Source organism: Bradyrhizobium sp. SPXBL-04 (assembly GCF_051853035.1).
Classification (GTDB): Bacteria; Pseudomonadota; Alphaproteobacteria; order Rhizobiales; family Xanthobacteraceae; genus Bradyrhizobium; species Bradyrhizobium zhanjiangense.
Map to the genome: position 1 here is coordinate 7,427,370 of NZ_CP182472.1, position 17,227 is coordinate 7,444,596.

A 17,227-nucleotide genomic window follows, 5' to 3' on the forward strand; every position below is an offset into this window, starting at 1 on the left:
CGATCAGGGCGTTGCCTTGCGCGACGAATAGACGACGCCTCCGCTGGACTCCACCACCAGACGCCCGTTCTCGTTCCTGATGTCCTCGATACGGCCGAGCCCGGGTACCTGCTGTCCCAGCACGGCCTCGATGACGCCGTTCGGGCTTTGCAGGATCGCAATTCCCTCATAGGCCTGGCGGACCGACCAGCCCTTGATCACCTTGCGCGGCGCCGACGGAGCAAGCGAACCTGTGACCTCGGGCGCAGCGACCGAGGCCATCATCGGCATTGCCTGCGATGACGGCGGCTGCGATGCCACAGTTGCCGGCGCCGGAGCCTGGGCCTGTACCTGAGCCTGTCCTTGGGCGAGCTTGTCGAGCTTCACTGTGGAGGACGAGCTCACCCGCTCGATGCGGTCCAGGTTCTCGGCAAACCTGCCGAAGCGGTCATTGGTCGCCTTGCTCGATTGATCGACAGCGGTACGCAGGCCGTCGAGATTTTCGGACACGCCCGACACCTGCTTGCGCAGTTGCGCGACCGTCTCGCGCAGATTCCTGATCTCCGTATTGGCCGCAACGTTGTTCTGGACGGGCTGCGTGGTGGTGAGATAGGCGATCACGCCGGTGCAGGCGCAGACCACCAGAATGGCGGCGACGGCCAATGTTGCGAGCGGCGCGACCCATGTCGGGCGCGGCGGCGGCGGCTTAGCCACGATCACAGCCGGCTTGATCACGGCCGGCGCAGGTTTCGGTATCGCCATCTTGTCGAGGCGCGCCTTGGCGCGAATGCGCTTCAGCCCCTCGAGCGCTTCTTTCGCCAGAGCTTCATCGCTCGCCGCAGCGGAAACACGCTTTGCGCTCGCTGCGGGCTTGGTCGCTCGTGCCGCATTGTCCTTTGTATCGCGCGCCTCTGGCGCCGGCTTCGCCGCCGCGGAAACATCAGTGGTCGCGTTGGGACGAGCTTGTCCATCGGACAACATTTTGGAAATGCTCCGTTCGGTTCGATCTGTCGAACGGCAACGTTATGTGTCGAAGCTTGCCTGAACCGTGCGCACCGAAAAACTTTTCATGGCGCGCGATGCGACGTCAGATGAGTCGAACACGTCATGCACGTGGCAAGAGTGCGACTCGAAAGACACACCCTCGCCAAGATTTCGCCAAGCTGGAGTCTCGCCGCTGTACATGAGTCGAATTGTCGCATGTGGAAACGGGGTCATGGGGGTCAATCCCGGGTTGAAAACCCCTCAATTTGCATGACGAGCAGCATCACCCAAAACGGCTGTAATTATACGGGGATGCGGAACTTTAGGAATGCCACGGTGCAAAACTAGTTCAAGATTCAAATCAACTGATGCGTTTGAATATATCAAGAAACAACTCGAAACGAACCAACAGCATCAAGCACACGTAGCAATCGCTTTGTGGCGCACGCTTGATCGGAAATGGGCAATCGTTACGGTCCTAGTCAAGTGATTCTCGTCAGTTGGCGAGGAGATCGACACAGTTCAGTAGTGTTCGGACGCGATGAGCAACTTGGCGCAACTGTTCTAGGTCGTTTCTCAATCCGCTCCGCGAGGTGATCCGTAAGACACCCGCCGGGCCTCACGCAGTAAGCGTTCAGTATCGAGTCGAAGTAGCAGGCCTGCGAGACGCAGGCACTGAATGCGTAGGGCTGCCCGCGAATATCGGAACCATAACAACGATACGCGGGATGGAATGTCGTCAAACAGCATCGTTGCCGAGCCGGGGCATCACAATAACCAACCGGGCGCGCAACAAGTGCGAAACAGGGGCGAAAGACTGATGTATATTATCGTTGATGATCGCGAGAGCGTCGCGAACAGCTACGTCGGAGGGCTCGTTCGCGAAGGTGTATCGTCGATCGGCTTCTCCTCCGGAGAATTCTGGGACTGGCTGCAATCTGCGAGTGAATCGGATCTGGCGGCGGTGGACGCCTTCCTGCTCGGGGATTGCGATGCCCGCGGAAGCCTGCCGCGAGCGATGCGCAAGCGCTCCTCGGCTCCTATCATCGCCATGAGCGGCCAGAAGATGCTCAAGAACACGCTGGAGCTGTTCGAGTCCGGCGTCGACGACGTCGTGCACGTGCCGATCCACCTGCGCGAAATCCTCGCCCGAACGGCGGCGATCGCGCGCCGCCGGGTTGGCGAGCTGCCAAGGCCCTGCGAGACCAGGATCCAGGTCTTCTTCAACGGGCGTGACCCCGAGATCGCAGGCCACGCCCTCACCCTGCCCCGCCGCGAACTGCGCATTCTCGAATATATGGTGAGCAACCACGGCAAGTGGATCACCAAGACGCAGATCTTCAACGCGGTCTATGGCATCTTCGAGTCGACCTTCGACGAGAGCGTGATAGAGAGCCACGTCAGCAAGCTGCGCAAGAAGCTCCGCGACCGCCTCGGCTTCGACGCGATCGTGGCCCGGCGCTACGTCGGGTATCGCCTCAACATCCCGGCCGGCGAGACGATCGACGTACCGATGCGGGAGCTCGACGAGGTCGGCATCCTCCTGAACAGGGCGCACGCCGCCCCGGCAGCGTATTCGGCAGGTAACTAGCGCGGCAAGACAGCGATACGAAGGCGGCCTTCGCGGAGATATCCCCGCGGAGGCCGGAGTGTTCTGAAGGCTGACGGAAGCGGCAGGAATGCCGCCGAAGCCCAGCAGCGAAGAGCGAGCTACGGCTTCTGCTGGAATTCTTCCTTCGACACGTAGTTGAAGTCCTCAACCAGGACGTCCTGGACCACGTCGGCCTGCATCCGCTCGTTGACGCGCTGCTTGATGGCCGTCGTGAGGACGGAGAGGTCGTAGCGGGCGAGCTTCCTGAAATCGAGCCGATCGTCGGCATAGATCCTGCGGAAGGCCTCGTCGACGACGAACGGCTCCGGCGGAACGCTGAGCTGGTGCATGGTCCGCGCCTCAACCGTGTAGACGAAGCGCGCGACGATGTAGCCCTGCACGTTGCCGTTCTCGACCATGGGCACGCTCAGCGCCCGCGTCTTCTGATATTGCAGCCCATCGAGATATTCGTCTTTCGCCGGCAGCAGGCTGCCGTTTTCCTTCCAATAGGCCACGGCATAGCTCGTGCCTGCGGTGAGGATGCATACCCAGAGCCCGGCCAGCACCAGTCTGATCATTTTCCATCCTGTGTTGCGCGACCGGTATAGGTGCCGTCCGACTCGGCATCCTTGATCGCCTTGATGATGACGGTCGCGACCTCGCGCACCGCGTCGTAATGCATTTCGAGGACGGAGCGATTCCGCTCCAGCTTCTCGCGCAACCGCTGGATCTCCTCGGTGATCTCGATCTCGCCGCCGAGATGCATCCGTGCCCGCATCAGGCGGACGAATTCGAGCATGCTCCGGCTCTTGCGGGCGCTGAAATCGTCGAAATCGATCTTCTTTCCGGCCGCGAGCGCAGCCGTCTCCTCCTCGACGATGCTTTCGAGCCGGCGGATCGCCGCCAGCAGGCCGCGCATCTCGTCCGAACTCGCCGCGTCGGTGCGCTCGACCACCGCTTCGCCGCCGGGATTCGGCAGGAGCACGGGCAGCAGCGCATCTGCTGGGTCCGTCGTCGTCGCCTCGATGTCCGCGACCGGCTGTTCCATCACCAGGGCCGCCGCGCCTTGTTGTGCCTGCATAGGAAAATCACCCTTCAACTTTTGTCACCCATTCCCGGATCGTCATCCGGCCTTCCCCGTAACGTCCGGTCCTGCCGGATGCGCGGCGGCGAGCTGCCTGGCGATGCCAATGCCCTTGCCCTTGGCCAGCTGGCTACCGAGCTGCTCCGCCAGCATCGACTTCCAAACGCCGCCGGCCGTGCCCTTGCCGAAGACCTCCTCCGACTCCTTCGGCAACATCGTCTCGACGAAGGTCTGGAGGATGAAGGCCTCGAACTTCCGGTACACCTCGCCGGAGGCCGGCGCCTTGATCACCTGCACCGGAGCGCCGTTCACTGCGCCCGACTGTGCTTCGGAAATCTTCGTCGCGGATTGATCGGCAGCAGCAGCCTTGGCCTTGCCGACCTCCGCCTCCATCGTGGCGGCGAAATCGGCGTCCGATGATTTCAGCGCATCGAGCTTCGCGGTGGCCGCGCGCTGCGCCACGGGGTCGGCGGCTTCGAGGACGTCGAGAACGAGGTCGGGTGTCGCTGTCACGATCATGTCTTGTTCCGGCTGGCTGGCCACGGCGTCCACTCGCGCACGGCTGGGCTTGTGCCCGTCATTTCCTCGAGCGATCGCTTCTCCGCGTCGCGAAGTTTGTCGGCGAGCGCCGCTTTCGCAACCTGCTCGAGCTGTTTCACACGGCGGCTCTCCGAGCGAACCAGGTCGAGCTGCTGCGATGCCTGCGCCTGAACCGCGCGGGCGCCGACGCTCGTCCTGTTGAGGCGCCGCGCGATCGATTCGCTTGATGATCCCGCCGGCGGCTTCCCCTCGTTCAGGGCCCCGACCAGCCATTCTTGCTCGTCCTGCAGGCTGCGCTCCTGCTGGCGCAATTGCGCAAGCTGCCATTCGGACAGCCGGAGCTGGAGCTTCACCAGCGAGACCATCCGACCGAGCTTGTCCGGGCGCGACGTCATGACCATCACTCCGCCAGCCATGACGAGACGCCGAGCATGAACTGCGTCAGCAGCTCGTCGCTGGTGAGGTAGAGCAGCAGGAAGCCGCCGAACAGCACGAAGGGCACCGAGATGAAGTAGACCGGTATGGCCGGCGTCAGCTTGTTGATCAGGCCGACCGCCAGGTTGACGATGACCGAATAGACGATGAAGGGGCTGGTGATGCGCAGCGTCAGCACGAACGCTTCCGAGAGGCGGCCGACGAGCTGGTCGAGCGCCATGCTGCCGCCGAGCCTGTTCCCGGGATGCCAGACGTCGTAGGAGTTCATCAGCCCGCGCAGCACCTGCCAATGCTGGTCGGTCATGAAGAACAGCGTGGTGACGGCCGCCATGATCAGCGGCACCAGGGCCGGCGCCGGATCGGTATCGCCGACCGGCGTGCCCGGGATGTTGCTCAGTCCGATCGCGCTCGCCATCACGGTCGCCATGGTCTGGAGCGCGAGGAAGAACACACGCCCGCCGAGACCGATGACGCTGCCGACCACGAGCTCGGAGCAGATCAGGAGCGCGAGCGTCAGCGGCGCCGCGTTGTCCGTGAGCGGCTTCAGGACCGCGATCAGGATCGGCGCCAGCGCGAACGTCGTTACGAGCGCGACGAACAGGCGGACCTGGGCCGGAACGTTGATGCTGGAATAGCCGGGCACCAGCATCAGGCAGGCGCCGATGCGGCAGAACACGATGAACGTCACCAGCACGCTGTCGGCGAGGCCGCTGATCACGATACGGCTCCGAGCGCCCTGATCTCGGCGCTGCGCGCGACTTCGACATGCGACAGGATCGGCAAGGTCGGGAACACCCGCTCCAGGATCATCCGGACATAGGGACGGGCTTCGGGGGTCACCGCCAGCACCACGCTGGTGCCGTTCTCGGTGAACTTGCGGATCGCCGCGCTGGCCTCGGTCGCGAACTGCTCGATCAGGCGTGGATCGGCGTCGAACTCGACGACGTCGCCCTTGCCGTCGCGCTTCAGGCTCTGATGGAACGCCAAGTCCCAACGATTGCCGAGGCGGACCACGTTCAGCACGCCGTTGTCGGAGAGGTCGCCGCAGATCTGCTGGGCTAGACGTGTCCGCACATGCTCTGCGACCTGCTCGGAGCGCCGAACATGCGGCGCGATCTCGGCGATCGCCTCGAGGATGAGGTGAAGGTTGCGGATCGACACGCGCTCGGCCAGCAGAATCTTCAGGATGGCCAGCAGCCCCGAATAGGAGATCTGCGACGGGCAGAGATCCTCGACCAGGCGCTTGTATTCCGGATCGAGCCGGTCGAGCAGGGCGCGCATGTCCTTGTAGGATAAGAGCTGGGCGAGATTCGCCCGGATCACCTCGCTGAGATGCGTGAGCAGCACCGACAGATTGTCGACCGGCTTGCAGCCCTGCCGCTTGACTTCGTCGGTGAAGGCCTCCGTCACCCACAGCGCCTTCATGCCGAAGGCGGGCTCGATCACCTCTTCGCCGGGGACATCGGGCTTTCCGTCCTTGTCGACCAGCACCAGCACCTCGCCGAGCCTGAGCTCGCCATGGGCGACGCGCGTGTCGTGGATCCGGATCTGATACCCCTTGGGATCGATCGACAGATTGTCGCTGAGCTTGATCTCCGGAATGACGAAGCCGTACTGCTTGGCGAACTTCTTGCGGATCTTGGCGACGCGGTGCGCAAGCTCGGTGCGCGAGCCCAGGAGATGGACCGAAAGATGGCCGCCGAGCGCCAGCTCAATCTCCGCGGTCTTGAGCTGCTCCTTGACGGATTCCTTGGCATCGGCCTGGGCACGTTCGTCGGCCTTGCGCGCATCTTCCTTCTGCTTCAGCGCCGCCTGCCGCTTCGGCAGCGAATAGCCGACGAAGGCCATGACGCCGCCGAGCAGCACGAACGGCGCCATCGGCAGCCCCGGCATCAAGGCGAGCACAAACATCATCAGCGCGGCGGCGGATACCGCGCGCGGATAGCTGCCGAGCTGCCGCAGCACGGCCTGCTCCGCCGACCCCCTGGTGCCGCCCTTGGAGACCAGGAGGCCTGCCGACAGCGACACGATCAGTGCCGGCATCTGCGACACCAGGCCGTCGCCGACGGACAGTTTCGTGTAGACGTCGGCGGCACGCGACAGCGTCAGCCCGTGATGGGTGACGCCGATGATGATGCCGCCGAAGATGTTGATCGCGGTGATGATCAGGCCGGCGATGGCGTCGCCACGGACGAATTTCGAGGCGCCGTCCATGGCGCCGAAGAACGCGCTCTCCTCTTCGAGCTCCCGGCGCCGGCGCTGGGCTTCCTTGTCGTCGATCAGGCCCGCCGACAAATCCGCGTCGATCGCCATCTGCTTGCCGGGGATGGCGTCCAGGGTGAAGCGGGCACCGACTTCGGCGATACGCGTCGCGCCCTTGGTGATCACGACGAAGTTCACCGTCACCAGGATCGCGAAGATGATCAGGCCGATGACGAAGTCGCCACCCATGACGAACTTCGAGAATCCGGCGACGACGTAGCCCGCGGCCTGTTCGCCCTCCCCGCCCCGCGACAGGATCAGGCGCGTCGTCGCGACGTTCAGTGCGAGGCGCAGGATCGTCGCGATCAGCAGCACGGTCGGGAAGGCCGAGAAGTCGAGCGGCCGCTGGATCCACAGCGCGACCATCAGGATCAGCGCCGAGAGCGCGATGGAGAAAGCGAGGCCGAGATCGATCAGGATCGGCGGTATGGGCAGGAACAGGATCGTGAGCATGGTCACGATACCGCCCGCGAAGAAGGCGTCCGCCCCGAGGCGGCGCGGGCTTGGCAGGCTAGCAGCTAACGTATCGGCCATGGGTCACCGGCAGAGGATCCGCCCGGTAATCTGCCGTGCAAAGCTTACGCGAGGGTGGTGGCCTCGGAGATCAGAAGCCGTGCTCGATCCGCGAATAGACCATCTCGGTGAAGGTGGAGAGATGCGCCCCGATGAACGAGCCGGAGACGGCGACGACCAGGAGAATGACGATGATCTTCGGGACGAAGGTCAGCGTCACTTCCTGGATCTGGGTCAGGGCCTGGATCAATGCAATGACGGTGCCGACGAGCATTGCGGCACCGACCGCGGGCCCGGAGGCGACGATGATAGTCCAGATCGCGGCCTGGACGATGTCGAGGGCGTCCCGCTCGTTCATGATTGGCTGATGGTGAGCCCGGGCCCGACGGCGACCTTCGTGCCGTTCTCGAGGGTCGCGATGGAGCCGTCGCTGTTGATGGAGACCGAAGCGACCTTGCCGCTGAAGCTGGCGCCGGTCGAGTCGGTGAAGCTGACGGTCTTTCCGATCAGCCCGTTGGCCTGCGACAACGACTGCGAGGACAGCAGCGCATCCAGCTTCGTATTGGTCTGCATGGCCTGCTCGACCGTCGAGAGCTGCGCGAACTGGCTCATGTATTGCGAGGTGTCCATCGGATTGGTCGGATCCTGATTCTTCATCTCGGCGACGAGCAGCTGAAGGAAGGTGTTGTAGTCGACGCTGTTGCTCGACGTGGCCGTGGTGGAGCTGGTCGAACTGGAGGACTTGCCGGTCGTGTCGGTCGCGCTCGTGACGTTCATCTAGTTCTCCGCTGTCAGGCAGCCTCGAATGGGGTATGGGTGGTGGCGCCGGCCAGGATCGCCTGCTCCACCGGGAACAGCGCCCGGATCCGCTTGAGCGCCTCGAAGTAACGGGTCGTCTCGACCAGCTCGTCGACCGCGGCAAGTCCGTCGAGCATCTCGCCGTTCTCGCACACCGCAAGCAGGGCCGCGTGATGCTGCGCGTAGAGCGCCGACGCATCCCGGACGTCGGTCGGGTTCATCAGCATGAGCTGCACGATGAAATAAAGCTGCCGCATCGCCGTGGTGGCGTCGGACGCCTGCATGACCTGCCCTTCGAGCAGGAACATCACGTCGTTGACGAGCTCGACGCAGACCTTGCGGTCCACGCGCAGCACCGCGCCGTTGATGTAGATCCGTTCGCCCGCCCGCAAGGAGATCTTCATCAAAGCGCGTCTCGGATCAGGCGGTTGATTTCGATGAGCTGCATCACGTCGTTCGATTTCTCTTCGCGAAGGCGGTCGGCTTCCTTGACGACCCACAGGCCGATCGAGATGATGTCGGCCCGCAGCTTGTCTGGCAGTCCATTCTCCGGATGCGAGAGATCCTCGATGAAGATCGTCCACAGCCGCCGGACATAGAGCAGGCTCTCGACCAGATCCTCGAGGCGGAATCCGCCTCGCTGAATCCGTTCGAGCCGGTCGATGCCGAGGCTGAGTGCCTGCCGCTCGCGGCCCCGCGCCTCATGGCCACTCTCGTCGACGACCGCTTCATAGGCTTCAAACGTCATCAGAAGAACCACTCTGCACGGGAGACCGAATAACAGGACAAGGATGCGAGCCTTACGAGCGAACTTTGGCTCAGAGATAGTTGATGAGGCTGATCTTCTGGAGCTGCGAGGTGAGCGCGAGCGCCGTCTGGATTTGGGTCTGCAAGGTGTTGACCCGGACCGAGGCCTCGGTCGGGTCGACCGCCTCCATCTTGACGATCTGGTCGTTGAGGATGTCCTTCTGGATCTTCAGCTTCTCGGTCGCGCCGGTGACGCGTTGCTGGATCGAGCCGACCGTGCCCCCGAGCACGGCGAGATCGTTGATGGCACCGCTGACGAGGCTGATGGCCTTGTCGACGACAACCTGGAACGTATCCTTGCTCAGGCTCGTGTTTCCGAGATCGGTGAGCATGGTGTAGGCCTCGGCCAGCTTGCGGAAGCCGGGCTGGTTGGCGCTGACGGAACTGTCGACGACCTCGGTCGTGGAGATGCGGCTCGACAGCGTCTGGTCTGTCGCCGACGACCAGTTGGTGTTCCAGGCCGGGCTCGCGAACTCGGTGTCAAGGGTGTTGTCGAGGAAGTTCTGCATCTGCGCCGGAGTGATGGTGCTCACGCTGGCCGAAGACTGCGCAAAGCCGAAGCTCGCGAGGAAGTCCGCGTCGACCTGGTTCTTGCTGGCCGAGCCGGCGGTGTAATTCGTGACCGGCTGGGTCTGCGTATTGATGCCGCCGAACAGGTACGAGCCATTATAGGAGACGTTGAGCGCGCCGATGAGATCCTGGAGATTGGCGGACGCGCTCGGCAGGATGATCCGCGCGCCGCTGTCGGCGTCGCGGGCGGCGATCAGGTTCTTGAGGAAGTCCGACGCGGTCGAGCCGAGCTGGGTGATCCGGTTCTGCGTCACGTCAAGCCGACCCGCGACGAGCTCGTTGGTATCGACGAGCTGGTCGGCGAAGTTGAATTCGGCGCGCAAGCTCACGTCGCGACCCGTCCCCGTGCCGAGCTCGAGGCCGACGTCCGCGAAGCGACCCGTGGTCGCCTCCTTCGAAGCCTTGCTCAGCGCGCTCTGATTGTTGGTGATCGATGACCTCAAGGACGAAGACAGCATCAAGGTCGAGATGTAGTTCGCGCTCATCATGACTTAATTCCCCACGGCAGCCAGCAGGCTCTGCAACATCTCATCGACGGTGGAAATGATCTTCGACGATGCCGAATAGGTGCGCTCGACCTGCAGCATCAGCGACATCTCGTCGTCCATGTTGACGCCGTTGACGTTCGACAGCGCCGCGGTGCTGCGGTCGAGCAACGTGTTCTGGTACTTGACGCTGTCGTTCGCGGCCTTGCGCTGGCTTTCGATCCAGCTCGCCGAGGAGGACGCGAATTCGATCACGCTGCCGCTCGGCTTGCCCTGCGCCGTGGTATCGAACGGCTGCGGCGCGTCCATCTCGTTGATGAGCTGCTGGAGCCGCGCCGAGAAGCCGGCGTTGCCGGTCGTGTTGTAATTATAGGCGGCGTTGCCGCTGATCGCGCCGTCGCGCAGCAGGTTCGGGTTGCCGCCCGAGGCCGGATCGACCGACGCGGCAACACTGATCGTGCCGGCAAGGCCGACCGAAATGGTGGCGCTCGCGGGCATCGCGGGCGCACCGGGATAGGTGAAGAGGCCGGGCACATCGGGCAGCGCGGCGCCGGACTGGTCGACCTCCTTGAAGGCGTCGATCAGACCGCGCGCGATTTCGTCGAGCTGGCTCTGATAGGTGACCGTGGCGTTGTCGCGCAATTCGGCGAGCCCCGCGAGCTTGCCTGTCTTGAGCGGCATCACGGAATTGGCACCGGTGACCGGGACGCCATCGATATAGACCGCATTGCCCGTGGTGCCCGGCGTATAGACGTTGGTCGCCGTGAAGCTCACCGTTCGCGCCGTCTTGTCGAACAGCACGACGCCGCTGTCGGTGTAGAGCGCCGCATCACCGTTGGCGCGGAGCGACATCGAGACGCCGACCTCCTGCGACAGCTTCGAGACGATGCTGTCGCGCTGGTCGAGATAGTCGGTGACGTCGTCACCGGAGATCGTCCCCCTCACGATCGCGGTGTTGACCTTGTCGAACTGGGTGAGGAGCTGATTGATATTGGCGACCGACGTCGCCATGTCGGCGTCCGCGCCTTCGCGGACCGACTGCACGGTCTTGGTGGCCTGGTTGAGCGCGGTCGCCATGTCCTTGGCGGAGGTCACCGCGGCCTGCGCCAACGTCGCGTTGTCCGTCGAGTTCGCGTATTGCTGGAGCGCCTGCTTCAGCTTGGTGAGCTGGGCGGTCGGCGACTGCTCGAGCTCGGGATCGTCCACCGTCGAGGTCGCGATCTTCTGGAGACCGTCATAGATCGCGCTCTGCTTGGCGGACGCCGACGTCGCGGTCAGGACGTTGGTGAACAGGCCACCGCTGGCGGCTCGCTGGATCGCCGCGACATAAACACCGGCATTGGGAAGATTATCCAGCACGGCGATCTTGCGCGAATAGCCGGCTGTGCTGGCACCGGCGATGTTGCGCGAGATCGTCGACGACTGGATGCCCGACGCCATGAGCGAAGCACGAGCGGAGTCGAGAGCGGCGGTAAGGGACATGATTTGCTCTTGCCCGGGATGAGCGCTCGAGGATTCAGCGCTTCAGGTTGACGACGACGTCGAGCAGGTCGGCGCCGGTCTGGAACGATTTCGAGTTCGCGGTGAAGCCGCGCTGCGCCTCGATCATACCGGTGAGCTCGTCCGCGAGATCGACGTTGGAGTCTTCGAGCGAGCCGGACTGGACGGTGCCGAGCCCAGCTCTGCCGGCATTCGTGACCTCCGCGTTCCCGGAGTTCATATTGGTGGAGTAAACATTGCCCGGTTCCGGCGTGAGATTGTCGGGGCTCGCCACGTCCGCAATTGCGATCGTGAACAGTGACAGCTGCTGGCCGTTCTTGAGGATGGCTGTCACGTACCCATTCTCGTCAACGTCGACCTTGTCGATGGCCGACGGAACGCTGCCGTTGACGGTCGTCTTGAAGCTGAAATCCGTGCCGGCTTGCGTCAAATTCGACACATCGAGGGTCACGGTCGCGCCGCCGAGGACCGGTATCGCGAGAGTTGTCGGACTTGCGGCGGCCAGCGCGCCTTTCCCGGCCGTTGTCGTATCGAAGGTATAGGTGGTGGCGGCGCCGAGCGCCGTACCGGTCGCAGAATCATAGGCCTGCATCTGCCAGGTGTCCGAGCCGGCGGCCGTTGCGGTGTGGGACATATAGAGGTCGATCGTGACGGCTCGGCCGATATTGTCGTAAGCGACGATCGAGCTCTTCGATGAATATGAGGCCGGACCGGGAGGACCAGCAATGACAGCCGCTTTTGGATCCAGATTGCCGGTCGTCAGCGTCCCCGCCGTTGACGCTACGGGTTGCTGCGACACCTGCGCGATGTTCACGATCTGCAACCCGCCGAGGGTATTTTGCGAGATGTCCACCTTGCCCGGCTTGCCCAAGAGGTAATAACCGGCCGCATTCACCAGATTGCCCTGGGAGTCCGGCACGAACGATCCAGCGCGCGTCATGAACTGCTGCGTGTTGTTGGCGTTCGACACCACGAAGAAGCCGTTGCCTTGGATGGAGAGGTCGGTGGTCGACGTGGTGAACTGTGTATGCCCCGCGTCACTGATGGCGTAGCGGACCGTGGTCTCGACGGCGCCGGAGTCGTAATTGCCCGAGCCGCTCTTCAGGATCAGCGAGGAGAATTCGGTCGAAGCCCGCTTGTAACCGGTGGTGTTGACGTTCGCGATGTTGTCCGAGACCGTCGACAGCTTGTTGGACTGCGCGCTCATCCCGGAAACGCCGGTGCGCATAACGCCGTAGAGGCTCATGGATTGGGCTCCTGTGGTAGGTTGAAGTTACAATGAGGGTTCTTGCTTGCGCGGGGCTGATGGTGGGGAACCGTGCACAACTTGATGTCGTCAGGTCGTTTTCGGCTGACAGAACGAGCGCGCCTTGTCGGTCCACGCGCCAAAGCCGCTGGAGACGAGATGGGCGACGATGTGACAGACGTAGCGCTTCTGCGCCGGCTGATTGTTGGGCCCTGCATTGTAGCGGGCGACCGCCATGGTCCAACTGCCCTCGCGCTGCTTCAGCTCTTTCAGGAAGAGCGCGGCATATTCGACGTTCTTGGCCGGATCAAACATCGCGCGCACCGAGGCGAACTTGTCACCGTGATAATAGTGATTGATCTGCATGCAGCCGAGGTCGATCAGCTTGATGCCCTTGCTTCGCATGGTTTCGAAATTCGCGATCGCATCGTTCATGTCCTTGGCGAACACGGTCTGGCCGTCGGCGCCGAGCGCGTAGGGATGGAGCGCGCCGCGCCGCCCGGTCTCGGTAAGGCCGACCGCATAGAGAATGCCGAGCGGAATCCCGTGCTGCCGGGCCGCACGCGCCATCTCGCGCTCGCAGGGGCGCGCGTTGTCGACCGCCGCCTCGGCAGCGCCGGCGTTACAGATAAACAGGGCCGCGACGAATCTGCGGCGCCACGTCCTGGTCATGACGCGTCTCCTGATTGGGCTGGCGCTCCTGCCGGGCCTGCTTCGCGTCGCCGTCGGACTGCCCCGACGACGTGCTGGCGCCACCAAACGAGCCTTGCGACTGCGATGGCGGCTGCTGCTGGCTCGAAAGCTGTGACTGCGACTGGCCGTAGCTGCTCTGAAATCCGTCCAGCGAGCCGTGCTGGACCGGCGCGACGTCCGCGACATAGCCCGCCGACTGCATGAGATCGCGGATCGAGTCGCGCTGCTGGTCCAGCATCTGGCTGGTATCCTTGCGTTCGGCCGCGAGGTGGACGGACACTTCGGCGCCGACGAGACGCAGGCGCACGGTGACGTTGCCGAGCGCCGGCGGCTCCAGATTGATGGTCAGGATCTTGAGCGGCTGATCCAGCGCGTTGGTCTGGGACGCTGCGGGATCGGCAGTGGCAGAGGTCGTCGCGGATTCCTTCAGCTCGGCGACGACGGCGTTGGCGACCTGTTGCGGCGCGTTGAACTGCGCCGGTGGCAGATGGGTCTCCTGCTGCACCACGGTGACCTTGGTCGTCTCCGGCAATGCATCCCGCGCCGAGGCTTTGACGGCGCGCTCCACATTGGCCGTGACCGCCTCGAAACCAGGCGCCGGCATTGCCTTCGGCGATGTCTCGCTGCCTTGCTGTGCGGCCGGGAGCGCCGCATCCTGAGAACGCGTGCCGGCCGAAGCGAGAGCGGACGGCGCGGACTCGGTTGTAACGATCTTCGCCGTGCCGGCGGCCTGAACCTCACGCTTCGTGGACATGCGCTCGTCGCGTGCGGACGCGTCTTGCTTGTCAACCGCCGCCGGCTGCGGCTTCGCGGCCGGCACGGCGGCGAGCTCCTGTCCGACGATCGCGGGGATGCCCGGCCGATTCGTAACGTCCGCCGCTGCGGTCGGGTCGACCGGATCTGCCGTCTCCGACGATTCGCCCGTCTTCCGGTCGCCGGTCTTGTGACTGGACTTGGGCTCGTCAGCCGCTGAGATGCGGTCGGGCGTCGCCTCGTCCTTCGCCGTGTCTTTCCCGATCGGGTGCGTCAGATGCGTGCGCAGTATTCCGGCTTTTGCGCTCGTGTCGCTGCCCTGATCGTCGAGCGCGCGCTTGGCGAGATTGGAGACGGTGTGGAGCAGATCGTTGAACGACGAGTCTGCCGACGATTTCGCCCCTGCGCTCTTGCCGGAGCGCGACGTGCTGCGCATGTTGAGGCTTTCGGCGAGGCCCGAGAATGGCTGTCCGGAGGTTCCGCTGAGCTTGGTCATGGACGGCGATCCCTGGTGAGGAGTTCAAGTTCGCCGAGCTGCTTCTGCGCGCGCGCGATGGTCGCAGTCGATGACGCAAGGTCGAGGCGCGCCGGCGTTGCCGGGGGCTTGTCGGCTGCGGCCGCGGATCCGCCGGCGAACGGCTTGCGGACGTCGAGCGCGAGCTGCACCGTCGCATTTAGAACGGGAACGTCGCGCTCGGGCAGCTTCGAGCGGTCGAGTGCCTTCAGCTCGGCGAGACCGCCGTCATACTCGTCGGTGAGCGTCCGCGAGGCGCCACGGAAGAAATGCGCACGCTCGCGGTCCGCTGACGCATCGGCGCTGAGCGTCAGCGCGCGCTCGCCGGCGAGCCGGGTCACGGCCAGCTGTCCGCGCAGCATCGCCGCGCGCGCGATCACGAGATAGAGCTTGAGGCGGCTCGCGCGATCGATCTGCTCCAGCAGGGCCGTGATCCGCGCAAAGCGGCGGTCGTCGAGCGCGAGGCTCGATTGCGTCAGGCCCGTGGAGAAGCGCTGCCAGAAATCGCCGGCATAGATCGAGTTGCGGTAATGGCGGATATAGGCCAGCGTCAGGAACTCGAACTTGTCGAATTCCTCGGCCTGGCCAACCAGCAGGATCTCGCGCCGCAGCGCCGCCTCCTCTACGAGCGTACCGGGCAGGAGCAGGCGCGCGTCGTCAAGGCGCTCGATCGCGAGCGAGGCCTCAGCACGTGCGAACAGCGCGCCCTGAACCAGCGCGACCTGCCCGCCCAGACCCGACGGAAGCGTGCGCGGCTTGACGTCCTTGAGCAGCTCGCGCGCTTCGTCCTGGCGGCCCTCGACATAGGCCAGCGCACCATTGAACAGTCGCTCGTCGACATTCAGCTTGTCGCGCGGCAGCTTGCGCACAACCTGCGGCGCGCCGCCGCTGAGCAGATAGATGACGACAGCCTGGCCGTTCCGCGGATTGCTCCACACGTCCGCGTCGGCGGCGAGAAATTTCTCGCCGACCTGCCGGATCAGCGCGATGTGGTTGCCATGCGCCGCGGTGTCACCATTGGCGATGCCGTCCTGCACAGCTTGCAATGCGCGCACGAGTTCATACGGCTCCCCCGATACCGGGGCCGGCGCCGGCTCAGCCAATGCGCCCGCCATCGTGAACGGCAGCAGCAGCAAGACGGTGCGGAGGAGCGGCCAGATCAAGCGCGCTTCTCCCGGATCAGGATCTCGATCCGGCGATTCTGCGCGGCCGCCGGATCGTTCGGCAGTTTCGGCCGCCGGTCGGCGTAACCTTCGACGTGCTCGATCCGCTGCGCATCGACGCCGGAGCGGACCAGCATGTAATAGGCCATCTGCGCACGGGCCGTCGACAGTCGCCAATTGTCGTAAGTCTCCGACTTGTACGGCCGATTGTCGGTGTGACCGCGGACGATGATCATGCCGGGCCGCTTCGTCAGCAGCGGGCCGATCTTGTCGATCACGCGAACGAGTTCGGGCCGCGGCTCCGCCGAGCCGACCGCGAACATGCCGAAACTCGCATCGTCAGTCAGGCTGATCAGTAGGCCTTCATCGACCTGACGAACCTCGGCCGCCGGTCCAGCGCCGGCCTTGACGTCCGACAGCGCGTCCGCGATCGCAGACTGAAGCTGCTTGACGGTCGGCTGCTGCGTTTGCGCCGCATCGCGCGGCTCGGAGTCCTTCGTATCGTTGGGCCGCGCCTGCGCGGCAGCATTGGCCTGAGCGGTCGCTTGGGCGCTGCCCTCGCGCGAGGATTGCGACGGCGCAGGCCCAGGCGGCAACAGGGGCGACAGGCTTGCGGACGAGCTATCCGCGTTCGGCGCCACGCTTCCGCCGGCATCATCCACCTTGGCGCGGCGCGCCTGCGGTTCGCCCTGACCCGTGCCGGACGCATCGCCCGCGGAGACATTCGGCTTCGGCTCGCTCTCGATGATGCGATCCGCGTCCTTCGACACCTGCGGCGCCAGCTTCCAATAACCGGGATCGAAGGGATCGCGGTAAGCGTCGCCGCCCTTGAGGCCGTCCTCTTCGGCCGATGTCAGGGCGCCGGCGCGCCGCTGGCCCGAAGCCTGGTTCGCACTGTTGGCGATCTCGGCAAGCGTCGCATAGGGATCGCGGAACAGGACCTTCTCTTCGTAGAAGGGCGGCTTCTCCGCCGTCGGCGAGTCGCCGCGACGTTCTTCGTTCGGCCCCGCCGGCTTACGCCTGCCGTCCTGGCCTTCGAATGACGACGGCTCCTTCCTGGAGAGGTCCTTCAGACCCTTCGGAGCAGGTGCATTTTCCGCGAGCTTGATCGGATTGAAATAGCTCGCGACCACCTGCTTCTGATCCTGGTTGAGTGCATTGAGGAGCCACATGACCAGGAAGAACGCCATCATCGCGGTCATGAAGTCCGCATAGGCGATCTTCCAGACGCCACCGTGCGGCTTCTCGTCGTCGAAGGCGCTGCGCCGGCGGATGATCACGAGCTCTGGCTTGACCTCATTCATGGCGGA

Annotated in this window: 19 protein-coding genes; 1 reads left to right on the top strand and 18 read right to left on the bottom strand. The window is 64.2% G+C overall.

Annotated elements, in window-relative coordinates; genetic code table 11:
• Positions 1–3: 3 nt before the first annotated feature.
• Positions 4–960: a hypothetical protein gene (locus tag ACNJX8_RS35410; protein WP_128936220.1), complete on the bottom strand. Its 957-nt coding sequence runs from the start codon at positions 958–960 to the stop codon at positions 4–6.
• A gap of 823 nt (positions 961–1,783) precedes the next feature.
• Between ACNJX8_RS35410 and ACNJX8_RS35415 the strand changes: the two genes are divergently transcribed.
• Positions 1,784–2,554, top strand: a complete 771-nt coding sequence (locus tag ACNJX8_RS35415) for a response regulator transcription factor (protein WP_439358479.1) — start codon at positions 1,784–1,786, stop codon at positions 2,552–2,554.
• Positions 2,555–2,673: 119 nt separating this feature from the next.
• On the opposite strand, the gene ACNJX8_RS35420 is transcribed toward ACNJX8_RS35415, so the two are convergent.
• The 17 genes from ACNJX8_RS35420 to ACNJX8_RS35500 all read right to left on the bottom strand — a co-directional run bounded on the left by ACNJX8_RS35420 (position 2,674) and on the right by ACNJX8_RS35500 (position 17,221).
• Positions 2,674–3,132 (bottom strand): hypothetical protein, encoded by a 459-nt coding sequence (locus ACNJX8_RS35420; protein WP_091879832.1) that lies wholly within the window; start codon positions 3,130–3,132, stop codon positions 2,674–2,676.
• The gene (locus tag ACNJX8_RS35425; RefSeq protein ID WP_439358480.1) at positions 3,129–3,635 is read right to left on the bottom strand and encodes a flagellar biosynthesis protein FlgN; all 507 of its coding nucleotides are present in this window, start codon (positions 3,633–3,635) and stop codon (positions 3,129–3,131) included. Before ACNJX8_RS35425 ends, ACNJX8_RS35420 begins: the two co-directional genes overlap by 4 nt.
• Positions 3,636–3,677: 42 nt before the next feature.
• Positions 3,678–4,157, bottom strand: a complete 480-nt coding sequence (locus ACNJX8_RS35430) for a rod-binding protein (protein WP_164934355.1) — start codon at positions 4,155–4,157, stop codon at positions 3,678–3,680.
• Positions 4,154–4,573: a hypothetical protein gene (locus tag ACNJX8_RS35435; RefSeq protein WP_439358481.1), complete on the bottom strand. Its 420-nt coding sequence runs from the start codon at positions 4,571–4,573 to the stop codon at positions 4,154–4,156. The genes ACNJX8_RS35430 and ACNJX8_RS35435 overlap by 4 nt, the downstream gene beginning before the upstream one ends.
• A gap of 5 nt (positions 4,574–4,578) precedes the next feature.
• The gene (gene fliR / locus ACNJX8_RS35440) at positions 4,579–5,331 is read right to left on the bottom strand and encodes a flagellar biosynthesis protein FliR (protein ID WP_439358482.1); all 753 of its coding nucleotides are present in this window, start codon (positions 5,329–5,331) and stop codon (positions 4,579–4,581) included.
• Positions 5,328–7,409: a flagellar biosynthesis protein FlhA gene (gene flhA / locus ACNJX8_RS35445; protein WP_128937932.1), complete on the bottom strand. Its 2,082-nt coding sequence runs from the start codon at positions 7,407–7,409 to the stop codon at positions 5,328–5,330. The genes fliR and flhA overlap by 4 nt, the downstream gene beginning before the upstream one ends.
• 70 nt (positions 7,410–7,479) lie before the next feature.
• Positions 7,480–7,746 (bottom strand): flagellar biosynthesis protein FliQ, encoded by a 267-nt coding sequence (gene fliQ, locus ACNJX8_RS35450; RefSeq protein WP_027572776.1) that lies wholly within the window; start codon positions 7,744–7,746, stop codon positions 7,480–7,482.
• The gene (gene flgD, locus ACNJX8_RS35455; RefSeq protein WP_091879847.1) at positions 7,743–8,165 is read right to left on the bottom strand and encodes a flagellar hook assembly protein FlgD; all 423 of its coding nucleotides are present in this window, start codon (positions 8,163–8,165) and stop codon (positions 7,743–7,745) included. Before flgD ends, fliQ begins: the two co-directional genes overlap by 4 nt.
• Before the next feature lie 14 nt (positions 8,166–8,179).
• Positions 8,180–8,590, bottom strand: coding sequence for a flagellar biosynthesis repressor FlbT (gene flbT, locus ACNJX8_RS35460; RefSeq protein WP_439358483.1), 411 nt, complete (start codon positions 8,588–8,590; stop codon positions 8,180–8,182).
• Complete coding sequence (flaF, locus tag ACNJX8_RS35465; protein ID WP_128956043.1) at positions 8,590–8,934, bottom strand: flagellar biosynthesis regulator FlaF; 345 nt, start codon at positions 8,932–8,934, stop codon at positions 8,590–8,592. Before flaF ends, flbT begins: the two co-directional genes overlap by 1 nt.
• A 70-nt stretch (positions 8,935–9,004) precedes the next feature.
• Positions 9,005–10,051 (bottom strand): flagellar hook-associated family protein, encoded by a 1,047-nt coding sequence (locus ACNJX8_RS35470; protein WP_091879856.1) that lies wholly within the window; start codon positions 10,049–10,051, stop codon positions 9,005–9,007.
• A 3-nt stretch (positions 10,052–10,054) separates the two neighbouring features.
• Complete coding sequence (flgK, locus tag ACNJX8_RS35475; RefSeq protein ID WP_439358484.1) at positions 10,055–11,530, bottom strand: flagellar hook-associated protein FlgK; 1,476 nt, start codon at positions 11,528–11,530, stop codon at positions 10,055–10,057.
• 34 nt (positions 11,531–11,564) lie between these two features.
• Entirely contained in the window at positions 11,565–12,794 is a 1,230-nt protein-coding gene (locus ACNJX8_RS35480; RefSeq protein ID WP_439358485.1) for a flagellar hook protein FlgE, read from the bottom strand.
• Between the two features lie 90 nt (positions 12,795–12,884).
• The gene (locus ACNJX8_RS35485; RefSeq protein ID WP_128943760.1) at positions 12,885–13,466 is read right to left on the bottom strand and encodes a transglycosylase SLT domain-containing protein; all 582 of its coding nucleotides are present in this window, start codon (positions 13,464–13,466) and stop codon (positions 12,885–12,887) included.
• Positions 13,417–14,736: a flagellar hook-length control protein FliK gene (gene fliK / locus ACNJX8_RS35490; protein WP_439358486.1), complete on the bottom strand. Its 1,320-nt coding sequence runs from the start codon at positions 14,734–14,736 to the stop codon at positions 13,417–13,419. The genes ACNJX8_RS35485 and fliK overlap by 50 nt, the downstream gene beginning before the upstream one ends.
• Positions 14,733–15,917, bottom strand: a complete 1,185-nt coding sequence (locus ACNJX8_RS35495) for a chemotaxis protein (protein WP_439358487.1) — start codon at positions 15,915–15,917, stop codon at positions 14,733–14,735. The genes fliK and ACNJX8_RS35495 overlap by 4 nt, the downstream gene beginning before the upstream one ends.
• A complete protein-coding gene (locus ACNJX8_RS35500; protein ID WP_439358488.1) occupies positions 15,914–17,221 on the bottom strand; it encodes a MotB family protein in 1,308 nt (435 codons plus the stop codon). Before ACNJX8_RS35500 ends, ACNJX8_RS35495 begins: the two co-directional genes overlap by 4 nt.
• Positions 17,222–17,227: the final 6 nt, after the last annotated feature.

What these genes read in the sequence shown, in the direction of transcription:
- ACNJX8_RS35410 (WP_128936220.1), bottom strand. Translation starts at nt 960, where the DNA reads ATGTTGTCCGATGGACAAGCTCGTCCCAACGCGACCACTGATGTTTCC.
- ACNJX8_RS35415 (WP_439358479.1), top strand. Translation starts at nt 1,784, where the DNA reads ATGTATATTATCGTTGATGATCGCGAGAGCGTCGCGAACAGCTACGTC.
- ACNJX8_RS35420 (WP_091879832.1), bottom strand. Translation starts at nt 3,132, where the DNA reads ATGATCAGACTGGTGCTGGCCGGGCTCTGGGTATGCATCCTCACCGCA.
- ACNJX8_RS35425 (WP_439358480.1), bottom strand. Translation starts at nt 3,635, where the DNA reads ATGCAGGCACAACAAGGCGCGGCGGCCCTGGTGATGGAACAGCCGGTC.
- ACNJX8_RS35430 (WP_164934355.1), bottom strand. Translation starts at nt 4,157, where the DNA reads ATGATCGTGACAGCGACACCCGACCTCGTTCTCGACGTCCTCGAAGCC.
- ACNJX8_RS35435 (WP_439358481.1), bottom strand. Translation starts at nt 4,573, where the DNA reads ATGACGTCGCGCCCGGACAAGCTCGGTCGGATGGTCTCGCTGGTGAAG.
- flhA (WP_128937932.1), bottom strand. Translation starts at nt 7,409, where the DNA reads ATGGCCGATACGTTAGCTGCTAGCCTGCCAAGCCCGCGCCGCCTCGGG.
- fliQ (WP_027572776.1), bottom strand. Translation starts at nt 7,746, where the DNA reads ATGAACGAGCGGGACGCCCTCGACATCGTCCAGGCCGCGATCTGGACT.
- flgD (WP_091879847.1), bottom strand. Translation starts at nt 8,165, where the DNA reads ATGAACGTCACGAGCGCGACCGACACGACCGGCAAGTCCTCCAGTTCG.
- flbT (WP_439358483.1), bottom strand. Translation starts at nt 8,590, where the DNA reads ATGAAGATCTCCTTGCGGGCGGGCGAACGGATCTACATCAACGGCGCG.
- flaF (WP_128956043.1), bottom strand. Translation starts at nt 8,934, where the DNA reads ATGACGTTTGAAGCCTATGAAGCGGTCGTCGACGAGAGTGGCCATGAG.
- ACNJX8_RS35470 (WP_091879856.1), bottom strand. Translation starts at nt 10,051, where the DNA reads ATGATGAGCGCGAACTACATCTCGACCTTGATGCTGTCTTCGTCCTTG.
- flgK (WP_439358484.1), bottom strand. Translation starts at nt 11,530, where the DNA reads ATGTCCCTTACCGCCGCTCTCGACTCCGCTCGTGCTTCGCTCATGGCG.
- ACNJX8_RS35480 (WP_439358485.1), bottom strand. Translation starts at nt 12,794, where the DNA reads ATGAGCCTCTACGGCGTTATGCGCACCGGCGTTTCCGGGATGAGCGCG.
- ACNJX8_RS35485 (WP_128943760.1), bottom strand. Translation starts at nt 13,466, where the DNA reads ATGACCAGGACGTGGCGCCGCAGATTCGTCGCGGCCCTGTTTATCTGT.
- fliK (WP_439358486.1), bottom strand. Translation starts at nt 14,736, where the DNA reads ATGACCAAGCTCAGCGGAACCTCCGGACAGCCATTCTCGGGCCTCGCC.
- ACNJX8_RS35500 (WP_439358488.1), bottom strand. Translation starts at nt 17,221, where the DNA reads ATGAATGAGGTCAAGCCAGAGCTCGTGATCATCCGCCGGCGCAGCGCC.